Annotated in this window: 15 protein-coding genes; 10 read left to right on the top strand and 5 right to left on the bottom strand. The window is 38.6% G+C overall.

Annotated features, from left to right (window positions below; genetic code table 11):
* The first annotated feature begins 42 nt into the window (after positions 1–42).
* The 6 genes from E6C50_RS04200 to E6C50_RS04225 are packed head-to-tail and all read left to right on the top strand — an operon-like array spanning position 43 to position 3597.
* Entirely contained in the window at positions 43–645 is a 603-nt protein-coding gene (locus tag E6C50_RS04200; RefSeq protein ID WP_136401935.1) for a lactate utilization protein B/C, read from the top strand.
* 1 nt (position 646) lies between these two features.
* The gene (locus tag E6C50_RS04205) at positions 647–1456 is read left to right on the top strand and encodes a phosphatidate cytidylyltransferase (RefSeq protein WP_136401936.1); all 810 of its coding nucleotides are present in this window, start codon (positions 647–649) and stop codon (positions 1454–1456) included.
* Positions 1446–2096, top strand: a complete 651-nt coding sequence (locus E6C50_RS04210; protein ID WP_136401937.1) for a phosphatidylserine decarboxylase family protein — start codon at positions 1446–1448, stop codon at positions 2094–2096. Before E6C50_RS04205 ends, E6C50_RS04210 begins: the two co-directional genes overlap by 11 nt.
* A gap of 2 nt (positions 2097–2098) precedes the next feature.
* A complete protein-coding gene (locus tag E6C50_RS04215) occupies positions 2099–2371 on the top strand; it encodes an acyl-CoA-binding protein (RefSeq protein WP_136401938.1) in 273 nt (90 codons plus the stop codon).
* Positions 2368–3156 (top strand): superoxide dismutase, encoded by a 789-nt coding sequence (locus E6C50_RS04220; protein WP_136401939.1) that lies wholly within the window; start codon positions 2368–2370, stop codon positions 3154–3156. Before E6C50_RS04215 ends, E6C50_RS04220 begins: the two co-directional genes overlap by 4 nt.
* Positions 3157–3213: 57 nt before the next feature.
* Positions 3214–3597, top strand: coding sequence for a helix-turn-helix domain-containing protein (locus tag E6C50_RS04225; RefSeq protein ID WP_136401940.1), 384 nt, complete (start codon positions 3214–3216; stop codon positions 3595–3597).
* A 1-nt stretch (position 3598) separates the two neighbouring features.
* On the opposite strand, the gene E6C50_RS04230 is transcribed toward E6C50_RS04225, so the two are convergent.
* Positions 3599–4180 (bottom strand): YdeI/OmpD-associated family protein, encoded by a 582-nt coding sequence (locus tag E6C50_RS04230; RefSeq protein WP_136401941.1) that lies wholly within the window; start codon positions 4178–4180, stop codon positions 3599–3601.
* 342 nt (positions 4181–4522) lie between these two features.
* Between E6C50_RS04230 and E6C50_RS04235 the strand changes: the two genes are divergently transcribed.
* Entirely contained in the window at positions 4523–5608 is a 1086-nt protein-coding gene (locus E6C50_RS04235) for an RHS repeat domain-containing protein (RefSeq protein ID WP_136401942.1), read from the top strand.
* A 76-nt stretch (positions 5609–5684) separates the two neighbouring features.
* On the opposite strand, the gene E6C50_RS17590 is transcribed toward E6C50_RS04235, so the two are convergent.
* Positions 5685–5846: a hypothetical protein gene (locus tag E6C50_RS17590; protein WP_168732736.1), complete on the bottom strand. Its 162-nt coding sequence runs from the start codon at positions 5844–5846 to the stop codon at positions 5685–5687.
* 205 nt (positions 5847–6051) lie between these two features.
* Here E6C50_RS17590 and fumC point away from each other — a divergent pair, with 205 nt between their 5' ends.
* Positions 6052–7449 (top strand): class II fumarate hydratase, encoded by a 1398-nt coding sequence (gene fumC / locus E6C50_RS04240; RefSeq protein WP_136401943.1) that lies wholly within the window; start codon positions 6052–6054, stop codon positions 7447–7449.
* A 74-nt stretch (positions 7450–7523) separates the two neighbouring features.
* Entirely contained in the window at positions 7524–8075 is a 552-nt protein-coding gene (locus tag E6C50_RS04245) for a pentapeptide repeat-containing protein (protein ID WP_136401944.1), read from the top strand.
* 2 nt (positions 8076–8077) lie between these two features.
* Here E6C50_RS04245 and E6C50_RS04250 read toward each other — a convergent pair whose 3' ends face one another.
* Together E6C50_RS04250 and corA are read right to left on the bottom strand one after the other, a co-directional pair.
* Positions 8078–8776, bottom strand: a complete 699-nt coding sequence (locus tag E6C50_RS04250; RefSeq protein WP_136401945.1) for a DUF1003 domain-containing protein — start codon at positions 8774–8776, stop codon at positions 8078–8080.
* 18 nt (positions 8777–8794) lie between these two features.
* Entirely contained in the window at positions 8795–9877 is a 1083-nt protein-coding gene (gene corA, locus E6C50_RS04255; protein WP_136401946.1) for a magnesium/cobalt transporter CorA, read from the bottom strand.
* A gap of 104 nt (positions 9878–9981) precedes the next feature.
* Here corA and hutI point away from each other — a divergent pair, with 104 nt between their 5' ends.
* Positions 9982–11220 carry an imidazolonepropionase gene (gene hutI, locus E6C50_RS04260; protein ID WP_136401947.1) on the top strand — a complete coding sequence of 413 codons (1239 nt, stop codon included), beginning with the start codon at positions 9982–9984 and terminating at the stop codon, positions 11218–11220.
* 52 nt (positions 11221–11272) lie between these two features.
* Here the strand turns inward: hutI and E6C50_RS04265 are convergent, their stop codons facing one another.
* Positions 11273–12148 (bottom strand): coiled-coil domain-containing protein, encoded by an 876-nt coding sequence (locus E6C50_RS04265; protein ID WP_136401948.1) that lies wholly within the window; start codon positions 12146–12148, stop codon positions 11273–11275.
* Positions 12149–12158: the final 10 nt, after the last annotated feature.

Below are 12158 nucleotides of genomic sequence, written 5' to 3' on the forward strand. Positions count from 1 at the left end.
GATTGATTTCAAGTGCAAAAAACAAAGATCTGACCTACTTTTATGAGTCTTTTTAAAAAACTTTTCGGCAGTGCGAATGATGCTTCAAAAGAGGAGAGAGAACCCGAATTGAGCCATTATCATCCAGAGATTGAGATGCCGATAGACGAGCAATTTACTTTCAATTTCAAAAAAAATGGAGGTAAGTTTTTGTATTGTGAAAATTTAACGGAAGTACACGAACAGTTTGAGAATATTTTGGTAGAAAACGACTGGTTTGAAAGCGATGTCATTTGTTTGGAACCAAAACTCTACAGTCTGCTTGACGAAAATAAACTCAACTACAACAGTCCTAAAAATCCTAAATTTTTATTTGCTTCCTGCGAAAACCTGATTGCCGACGAAGGCTCTATCCTTTTCTCATCCAATCAGTTACGCCAGAACAAACCCAACGATTTACCCTCAAATATCATTATTCTGGCTACAACCAGTCAGATTTTAGCGAATAAAAGCGATGGTCTACGGGAAATTAAACGCAAATACGATAAAGAATACCCAACCAATATCACCACTTTTAAATATTTCGAAAAAGCAAAAGAAGAAGATTTTTTACAGTATGGCAGTTGCCCTAAAAATCTGTATTTATTGCTTTTAGAAGATTTGTAGCATGCGGGAAAGTAGTATCAGGGCCCTTTCGGGGTTTATCTATATCGTCTTATTACTAACAGCTACTCTGTTTTCTGAAGTGAGCTTTACGTTGCTCTTCGGCATATTCTTATTGATTGCGGTAGTCGAATTCTGCAAACTAATCCACCTTAAAAACGGTTTACCAATTGTATTAGGACTTGGCGCCTATATTCTCTTTATTGTATTCCGTATCAATTCCTTTTATACCGATATTGCGATTTGCCTGGCAACACTGTTTGTTTCGGTAAATTTAATGATCGATTTATTCGGATCGGCACAACCGGTACGCAGTGATAAATCGGCCAAATATGTAAAATTGTTCGGTTATATCATATTGCCGTTTATTTTGTTAATGAAAGTACCATTTATTACCGGTAGCTTCACACCTAATATCATTATCGGAATTTTTATCCTGATCTGGACCAATGACACTTTTGCCTATATCGTGGGCAAATCTTTTGGAAAAACCAAACTATTCGAACGCATATCGCCTAAAAAAACAATTGAAGGTTTTGTTGGTGGATTGGTTTTTACCATGATCGGAAGTTATATTATCAGTCAGTTTTTTACATTCTTCTCCCCTGTTACCTGGATCATAACCGGTTTAATTGTAGGGTTTTTCGGCACTATCGGCGATTTAGTCGAGTCCAAATTTAAACGTACCGCCGGAGTAAAAGACAGTGGAAAAATAATGCCGGGACACGGCGGTATCCTGGATCGGCTGGATAGTGTTATATTTGCAATACCATTTCTTTATTTGTTTTATCAAATTTTAAATTATGTTTCATAAAGAAGGCTCAAAAATTATCTTAATCACAACCTTTTTGGTTGCTTTGACAGCTGTTTTAGCTGATGAATTTATCAGTATCCTATGGTTACAAAAAGTGGTGCAACTGTTAGGATTGGTTGTATTAGTACTTGTACTGCAATTTTTCAGAAACCCAAAAAGAATTGTAGACATCAACGACAATCACATTATTGCTCCGGTAGACGGAAAAGTAGTGGTTATCGAAGAAGTATACGAGCCGGAATACTTTAAAGACAAACGTCTTATGGTATCGATATTTATGTCTCCGATTAACGTACACGTAACGCGTTATGCCGTAAACGGAGAAGTAAAATACAGCAAATACCATCCGGGTAAATACCTGGTGGCCTGGCATCCGAAAGCCAGTGAAGAAAACGAAAGAACGACCGTTGTCGTAGAAAACCGTATTTTCGGAGAAATTCTGTACCGTCAGATTGCCGGAGCATTGGCACGACGAATTGTAAACTATGCGCAGGAAGGGATGCGCGTTGTTCAGGGAACCGATGCCGGATTTATTAAATTTGGATCGAGGGTAGATTTATACTTACCTTTAGGTACCGAAGTGAATGTAAAATTAAATGATAAGGCTGTAGGCGGCAAAACGATCATTGCAAAAAAATAATAATGTCCGATTCTAATTTAGATACGCAATTTCAGGAAGCCTTTGAAAAAGCTTCCAATATGACGGAGAATTTACCTCAGGATGTCATGTTGCGTCTCTATGCTTATTATAAACAGGCGCTATCCGGAACCAACAGACTCAAGCAACATCAGGAGCCTCAGGATTTAAGGGACGCTTTTAAAATGAATGCCTGGATGCAGGTACGCCATTTATCGCCCGATGCTGCTAAAAAATTATATATAGAAACCGTAAATTCAATAATTAATAAGCCATGAAAAATTCTAAAATCCTTATTGCCGGTTTCCTTTTTTCAACCTTGCTTTTTTCCTGTAAAGACAAAAACAAGCTGGAAGAGGTAGTTGAAATCCCGGATCCGGTAGAACAGACAAAAACGGCAACACCGGTAGGTAATCCTGCTGATGTAAAAGCCGATCCCGGAACCTTCCAAATGAAAGGACTTCCGTATGCATATGATGCCTTAGCACCTTATATCGACGCTAAAACCGTTGAAATACATTATTCCAAACACCATGTTGGTTATGCAAACAACCTGAATAAGGCCATTGCAGGTACCGCATTGGAAAAACAAACCATTGAAGATATCCTGACCAAACTGGATATGGAAAACAAAGCTGTACGCAACAATGCCGGCGGTTATTACAACCACAACCTGTATTGGGAAATTATGGCACCAAAAGCCGGCGGTGAACCCAAAGGCGCAATAGCCGATGCGATTACCAAAACTTTTGGTTCGTTCGAAAACTTTAAAACACAATTTTCGGATGCCGGTGCCAAACAATTCGGTTCCGGATGGGCATGGTTGGTTGTAGACAAAGCGGGTAATCTTGTAGTAGGCAGCACACCAAATCAGGACAATCCTTTAATGCCTAATGTGGGTATTTCCGGAACACCAATTTTAGGGATGGATGTATGGGAACATGCTTACTACCTAAACTATCAAAACAAAAGAGCCGATTATATCACCGCGTTCTTTAATCTGATCAATTGGGATGCCGTTTCAAAAAAATACGATGACGCGCAAGCAAAAATCAAAAAATAAAGTAAAAATCCGCTGTATGGCGGATTTTTTAATTCCACAGTAAATGGAATCATTCGTATGACAAAATTACCACTGAAATATAGCCGTCGAAAAGAAGAAATCACTCTGGAGTTTATTAATCAGGTCGATCGTCACATCGATAGCATTCTGGAAGGTCATAGCGATATTATGTACGAAATTAAAGATATCGCATCCATCATGTGTATTCATCCGGTACATCTGAGTACTACTATCAAAATGCAAACCGGTAAATCGCCCTGTTATTTCTTCGAAAAACGAATCATGGACGAATCCAAACGATTGCTGGCCATTCCGGATAAAACCATAGCCGAAATCGCCACACTACTCACCTTTGATCCTTCGAATTTTACAAAGTTTTTTAAACGGTTTGAAAACATCACCCCGTCACAATACCGCAATACATTAAAACCAATCGAATAGATTAATCGTCGATTCCTTTTCCTCTCAAAATATTCGGCAGGTATTTTTCAATGCGCGCGATTCTGGTTTTGGATTGTTTGGCCTGTGAAAAATAAAACAAATACGCCCGTTGTCGTCCCGGAGTTAAGGCCTCAAACGCATTTTTTAAAATCGGATCTTCATCCAATCGTTGCTGGAATTCTTCCGGTATAGCATAATCCGTTGTTTCTTTTAATACCACCTTTGCTCCCGACGCTTCAATCGCAATAGCCTCATCGAGATACGCCGCGATTATCGGCTCCAATTCCTTGATTTCAGCCAAATTCGTAAAACGCAACTGTCGCGCCGACTGTACATTTTCGGTTTGCTGAATTAAAATCCCGTTAGGATCCTTAAGCAGTACACCTTTATGAAACAACAGCGCACAATAGTCCTTAAACTCGTGGATGAGCACTACATTTTTCCCGGACAAGGTATAACACGGATGCATCCATTTATAATCCTCTACAAGGCGATTCGATGTCAGCACGATTTCCCGCAACAAAGTCATTTCTTCTTTCCACTTTGTAGCCTTATCTAAAAATTGATCAACTTTTGGATTCATATTCAATACTTTAATAGCTTTTAAAAAGAATTTGTCCATTTAACAAAATAACAACAAGCTGTTATTATAGTAAAAACAAAACGATAGTCAATTGGATGTTAAATTTACAAACAGAAGTTAATTTTTTCTATTCTTTGAAAAAAATTATCACAAACTAAAGCAACCAAATCACAAAAACGGTGTCTAATAATTTTACCATACTTTTTACACTGTTATAATTTTAAAAAAATCTGCTGTCACGGCAGATTTTTTTTATTTAAGATCAAAACAACACTGTTAATTTTGATAAATAATTGGCGTTGTCAAAAAAATAATGGATTTTTGAAAATTAATTGACAACAAATGAGATCAACCTTTACCCTGCTTTTATTTTCATTTTTACTAATCGCCTGTAAAAAAGACCAAACCAAAACGGAAACCGAACCTGAAATTGTAAACAACTGGAAAGACTTTAAACTGACCGACAATGTAAAAACCGTATCCGAAAAATCCTTTCTACTTGCCAACGGGCAAAAGGCAAAACCGGCAACGGAAAACCCAAACAGCTACAATACCTGGCTGGAGTTTAGCCCTACCGGAAGTCTGATTCACGAAAAGAAAATCCTCCTGGAAGGTGGCCTACTGGAAGAAACCACCTTTATTAATAAAGATAAAAAATTATTAGTATCGCAATATGTAAGCCCAGGCAAAGCATTCACAACCAAATATTCCTGGGACGACAATGGAAACAACACCATCATCACCCGTAGAAATCCGGAAGGAGTTCAACTGGAAAAAACACTCAACACCTTTATTAAGAACCAACGCGTAGAAGTGCGCCGATTTGACGACAAAGACAATTTAATTGATCGCAACACCTATGTTTTCGGTTCTAACGGCAAAATCCGCGAAGAAAAATCATTTCTTCGTGAAACATCCGTACAGTATATCACAACCTATACGTACGACAGCAACAACAATCTGCAAACCGAACAGCGTTTGAATCCGGATTATAAAAAAATATATACGATCAACAACAAATACAATGACAAAAATCTATTACTGCAAACCGAAACGTTAAATAAAGACAATACGCTTGAATATTCTGAAGTACGCACTTTTGATGCGAAAGGTAATATGACTTCCAACCGAACTTATGACGGTTTTGCAGACGGAAAAATTTTAGAAGAGTTTAAATACGACAACAACAACAATCTGATCGAACGCAAAGAAATTGTCAACCAGGAAATCGTATCACATCAGCTTTACACTTTTGATGATCATAACAATATGATTTATGAAAAAACAGTTGGGAAAGGCAATAAATCAGCTACCGACCGTAAAATACGATACGAATACGACAAAAAAGGCAACTGGATCAAAAAGACAATTTCGATAGACAACGAACCGAAATATGTAGTGGAACGTACAATAACGTATTATAAATAACAAAGGGCGCTTAAAGCGCCCTTTGTTATAAAATAAAAGGGAACAAATGTTCCCTTTATATCTTGAATAAAATTAATTATTCTGCTTTCTTTTTGTTTCTCTTTTCTTTGATCAATTCGATGATAGCACCGCCAACCCAATATTGAACGAAACCTACCAGGAAAATCATTAACCAAAAACCAATGGTTAAAATACATAAGAAAAGTAAAAAGCCTAAATACTGTTGAAATTCAAACATGTTTTCCGGAATTTTGAATACCTGCCAAAGATAAGCCGAATAATCGGCTTGTCCAATATTTATCAGAAATTTATTTTAATTCATTTTTTTAAGCTGTCGATATTGTCTATTTTTGAAAGGATTTTAAAACTGCGTATACGGTTTACACACAGGATCGTTTTTATGGTTTTAAATCGACAGTAACAACTTATACACAACAATAAAAATGGAATACAGAATAGAAAAAGACACCATGGGTGAAGTGAAAGTTCCGGCAGACAAATACTGGGGAGCTCAAACAGAACGTTCTAGAAACAACTTCAAAATCGGTCCTTCGGGTTCGATGCCAAAAGAAATCGTGGAAGGTTTTGCCTATCTTAAAAAAGCGGCAGCCTATGCCAATCACGATTTAGGGGTGTTAGCAGTAGAAAAAAGAGACGCTATTGCAGCTGTTTGCGATGAGATTTTAGCCGGAAAATTAGACGGTGAATTCCCATTGGTAATCTGGCAAACCGGATCGGGTACGCAAAGTAACATGAACGTAAACGAAGTAATTGCAAATCGTGCCCAGGTATTGGCCGGATTTAAGATCGGTGAAGGTGAAGCCGTTATCAAAGCAAACGACGACGTAAACAAATCACAGTCATCAAACGACACCTATCCAACAGGAATGCATATCGCAGCCTACAAAGCAGTAGTAGAAGTAACCATTCCAGGTGTAGAAAAACTAAGAGATACGCTACAGGCGAAAGCAGAGGAATTTAAAACTGTAGTAAAAATTGGCCGTACACACTTAATGGATGCAACTCCATTAACATTAGGTCAGGAGATTTCAGGTTATGTAGCCCAGTTAAATCACGGCTTAAAAGCAGTAAGAAATACACTTTCACACTTATCGGAAGTAGCTTTAGGCGGAACCGCTGTTGGAACCGGATTAAACACTCCGGAAGGATATGACGTAAAAGTAGCTGAATACATTGCTAAATTTACCGGTCATCCGTTTGTAACAGCCGAAAATAAATTTGAAGCTTTAGCAGCACACGACGCTATTGTAGAAACGCATGGCGCCTTAAAACAATTGGCTGTATCCTTAAATAAAATTGCCAACGATATCCGTATGTTGGCATCAGGACCACGTTCCGGAATTGGTGAAATTTTCATTCCGGAAAACGAACCGGGATCGTCTATTATGCCCGGAAAAGTAAACCCTACACAATGTGAGGCTTTAACCATGGTATGTGCTCAGGTAATGGGTAACGACGTAGCGATTACCATTGGCGGTACTCAGGGACATTACGAATTAAACGTTTTCAAACCGTTAATGGCAGCTAACTTCCTGCAATCGGCTCGTTTATTAGGTGACGCTTGTGTTTCGTTTGATGAGCATTGTGCACAGGGAATCGAGCCAAACCACAAGCGTATTAAAGAATTGGTCGACAATTCTCTAATGTTAGTAACGGCTTTAAACACCAAAATCGGATATTACAAAGCGGCTGAAATCGCGCAAACAGCTCACAAAAACGGAACTACTTTAAAAGAAGAAGCGGTACGTTTGGGATATGTTACACCAGAAGATTTCGACGCCTGGGTAAAACCGGAAGACATGGTGGGAAGTTTAAAATAATTATTTCTCAATAGTAACTAAAACCTGTAGTTGTCCTGGACACTACAGGTTTTATCATTTTAATCCGATTATATATGTTATTTGAAGATCAACTTTTTGAAAAAGTCAGCGTATTGGAAAAAGCCGAATACGACAATTGCCAGTTTATCAATTGTCAGTTTGGGAATGCCTATTTGAATAATTTTTCATTTTTGGATTGCACCTTTACGGATTGTGATTTCAGTATGGCAAACGTAAGCGGCACTTCCTTTAAGAATGTCAGCTTTACCGATTGTAAATTGCTCGGTGTTAACTTTAACGACAGTAATCCGTTTTTACTACAACTAACGTTGAATCGTTGTACTATAAAATTGGGCTCTTTTTACGGTTTAAAACTTAAAAACTCGCATTTTTCCGATTGTATTCTCGAGGATGTCGATTTTACCGATGCCGATTTATCAGGTGTACGTTTTCCAAACTGTGACTTTAGCAAAGCCATATTTAACCATACGATACTCGAAAAAGCCGATTTCCGTACGGCTATCAATTATTCGATAAATCCGGATCAGAATACAATTACCCGTGCCAAATTTGCCTATCCGGCGGTTTTGGGATTACTGGACGCCTATAAAATCGAAGTTCAATAGCCTTACTTTTTATTTTCCATCTTATGAATGATATCATTCATCATGTCGATTTGAATCTTCTGGATTTCCAACATCGACTGTTCCTGATGTAAAATCAGATGATCAATTTTTTCGTGTAACATCCGTATTTCCAACTCCGATTTCAAATTGATCATGTAATCGTTTTTAGATCGTTCCCGGTCTTTTTCCTCCTGGCGGTTCTGACTCATCATAATCACCGGAGCCTGTAAAGCCGCAATACAGGAAAGAATCAGATTCAGCAAAATAAACGGATAGGGATCAAAACCTTTATTGGCCAGCATAAAAACGTTTAGGGCAATCCAGGCAATCAAAAAAACGACAAAGGATATAATAAACGTCCAGCTACCGCCAAACTCCGCTACCTTATCAGCTACCCGTTGTCCAAAAGTATACCCTTGCCCCTCTTCTTCAGGCTTATTGATTACTATTTTCTTATCTTTCAGCGCATGCAAAACTGTTTTTTCCAGTTCAGAAATTTCACCGACTTCCTTAATCAAAAAATCCGAAATATATTTTTCACGGTAATAATTTAATTCTCCAACCGACAAATACTGTTCCCGCGTAAATTCCGGATGTTCTTTCAGTATAAAATCCATAATGGAAGCCCGGATTGTTTTTCCGGAAACTTTTTCGGCTGCCGGAAATTCCTTTCCCGAAATGGCACTTATAAATGTTTTCATAACGTATCGTTCATTGCTTTAAAACCACTTTTTTCTTTTAAAATAGGTCACCATTAAAATGGCCAGTATCGCCATAATACCCAGAACCGCAAAATAGCCGTTATCCGTTTTTAACTCCGGCATGTTTTCAAAATTCATCCCATAAACTCCCACAATAAACGTGAGTGGCATAAAAATAACAGACACCACGGTTAGCACTTTCATAATTTCGTTCATCCGTTGACTTTGGGCCGAAAAATAAAAGTGCGAGGCGCTATCCAGCGAATTGGTATCGTAATCGATCTGTTCCAAAAGTTCGAGACATTTCTGATGCAAACGGGCAAAAAATGTATAATTGGATTGCTCAATTCCATCATACTGATCATCATCCTGAAAACTCTTCAGACTATACAACGCATCGCGCAACGGGATAATGGAACGTTTTAGAAAATTCAGATTTTCCCGATTTTTTTCAATTCGTATGAGTACATCCTGACGGTAATTCGTTTTGGATTCAATCATCAACGCCTCAATCCGGTCTTCGTAATTTTCGATGGTGATATAAAAATTTTCGATAATCGCATCCAGCATCAGATACAACAGATAATCGTTTTTCTTTTTGCGGACAATTCCCGTAGCCGTACGGATACGCTCGCGGATATGCGTAAAAAAGTCACTCCTTTTTTCCTGAAACGAGACCAGCATATTTCCTTTTAGAATAAAACTGATCTGTTCGACACTGATATTATCCAGATCTTCCCCCGGTAAAATCGATTTGATATTAAAAAACAACATATCGTCCAGTTCTTCGAGCTTGGTTCTTCGCTGGGTATTCAGAATATCGCCGACAAGAAAATTCTGGATTCCGACCAATTCTCCTATCTTCTGGATCAGTTCGACATCGTGAAGTCCGTGAATATTAAGCCATTTCACATCCTCTTCCTGCAATTTGTCGTTGAGTTCTTTTTCAACCTTATTCAGCGTAATTTTTGTATATTCTTCAAAGCGTTTTTCATTGTAAACAAATAACTGCATTCCTACCGGCTCGCTGGTGTGAACACCGGTATATTCATAATAATTGGGCTGAACTTTGCGGACTTTACGATACTTGACTTTTCTCACGGCATAATAATTTTATATAAAGATAGGAGTTTTTAAAATTCCGGTTTATTTTTACAAAAATTATTTAAGCACTTATAAAAGCTGCTCTTTCAAGATAAAATCCTATGAAAATTTTAATCCAGAACATCAAAGAACTTCTACAGGTACGGGAAACTCCCGTAGCCAAAGTTTCCGGTGCCGAAATGGCCGTTTTACCCAAAATAGACCATGCTTTCCTATTGATTGAAAACGATCGGATTGCCGATTTTGGCCCGATGGCAGACTGTCCGTCATCAGAAGACTGTGAATTAATTGATGCGACCGGTAAAACCGTACTTCCAACGTGGTGCGACAGCCATACGCATATTGTGTATGCCGGCAATCGCGAGCAGGAATTTGTAGATCGGATTAATGGACTGAGTTATGAAGAGATTGCCAGTCGTGGCGGTGGTATTCTGAATTCGGCTAAAAAATTACAGGAAACCTCCGAAGAAGACCTTTACAACCAATCGAAAGTACGTTTGGAAGAAGTGATGCGCCAGGGAACCGGAGCTGTCGAAATCAAATCCGGTTACGGACTTACGGTAGAAGCCGAATTAAAAATGCTACGGGTGATCAAACGTTTATCCGAAAACTACCCGATTGCCATCAAAGCGACTTTTTTAGGGGCACATGCTTTCCCATCCGAATATAAAGAAAACCACGAAGGTTATATCAATTTGATCATTAACGAAATGCTTCCAGCTATTGCCCGCGAAAACCTGGCTCAATATGTGGATGCCTTTCTGGAAACCGGTTATTTTTCGGTAGCCGAAACCGAACGTATTATCGAAGCGGGAAAACAACACGGATTGATTCCGAAAATCCACGTAAATCAGTTTACCGCCATAAATGGCATCGAAGCCTGTGTGAAACACGGTGCTTTATCGGTAGACCACCTGGAAATTGTAACCGATGAAGATATTGCTGTTTTAAAAGACAGTACCACTATGCCGGTCGCACTACCAAGCTGTTCCTATTTTATCAGCATTCCGTATACGCCGGCGCGAAAAATGCTACAAGCCGGATTACCGTTGGCTTTAGCCTCCGATTTTAATCCGGGAACCACGCCATCCGGAAATATGAATTTTGTAGTCGCTACCGCCTGTATCAAAATGAAAATGACACCGGAAGAAGCTATTAATGCGGCAACTATTAACGGCGCCTATGCCATGGGAATTTCCGATACACACGGAAGTATCACCAAAGGAAAAAAGGCGAATATCATCATTACGCAACCGCTTACCTCCTATTACCAGCTACCCTATGCTTTTGGCAGCAACCTGATTGATCAGGTGTTAATCGAAGGTCAGTTTATTCAATAAAAAAAGAGGAACCTATGTTCCTCTTTTTTGTTGTATTGTCGTTTATCATTTGTTATTTCAACGTAAAGCTGGTTTTGGATACCAATTCCGCTTTGTCGAAAATATTTACGAAGAATGTTCCCCCTTCAATATTTTCTACCGGTAAATCCTGCGTCACCTGAACGGTTTTGTTTTCATATTTCACCGTTTTAACAAAGCTGTATGTTAACACTTTATCACCAAAAGTCTCGGTACGTTTTTCGCCTAATACATTGTTTTTACTGTCAATGATCTGGATATAGTACGTTTTGTCTCCCGATTTGGCTACCTGGTTTTCAGCAATGGTAAAGCTCACTTTCAATACATCGGCTTTACGCGCTTTGTCCGTATCAATTTGTTTTCCGGAACTTCTTTGTTTTACTGCAGTCGTCTGTAAATTCAATACCGTTAATTTAGACGCTTTTTCAACCGTTTTGGCCAACTGGTCGTTTTGTGACACCAATGTATCGTTCACTCTTCTAGCGTCGTTTAATACGGTCTGTGTACTGTCACGTTGTGTAGTTAAGGCCGCATTTTGTTTTTTCAGCCCTTCATTTTCGCGCATCAGATTATCCATTTCACGTTTTAAACGCAGGTAATCGTTTTTAAATTTTGCTAACGAAGCCGCATCGCCCTTTGATTTTTCCAGTTCTTTCTGCAATTGGATCAGTTTTTCTCTTTCTGCCGTCAGTTCAGACGAAAGTGAAGTGTTATCCGCTATCGCAGCATCATATTTAGCAATCGCAGCTTGAAGCTCTTCATTTAACTTATCTTTCTCCGACATGATTTTGTTTTCAGAAGTCTGATTATCAGTACTCATTTTGTACATATAGGCCAAGCTCCCGATTAACAATAACGACAAAACAACAATAATGGCTTTTAAGCTCGAGTTACTTTTTTGATTTTCCATAGTCACATTT

The organism is Flavobacterium supellecticarium (genome assembly GCF_004801375.1).
GTDB classification, from domain to species: Bacteria; Bacteroidota; Bacteroidia; order Flavobacteriales; family Flavobacteriaceae; genus Flavobacterium; species Flavobacterium supellecticarium.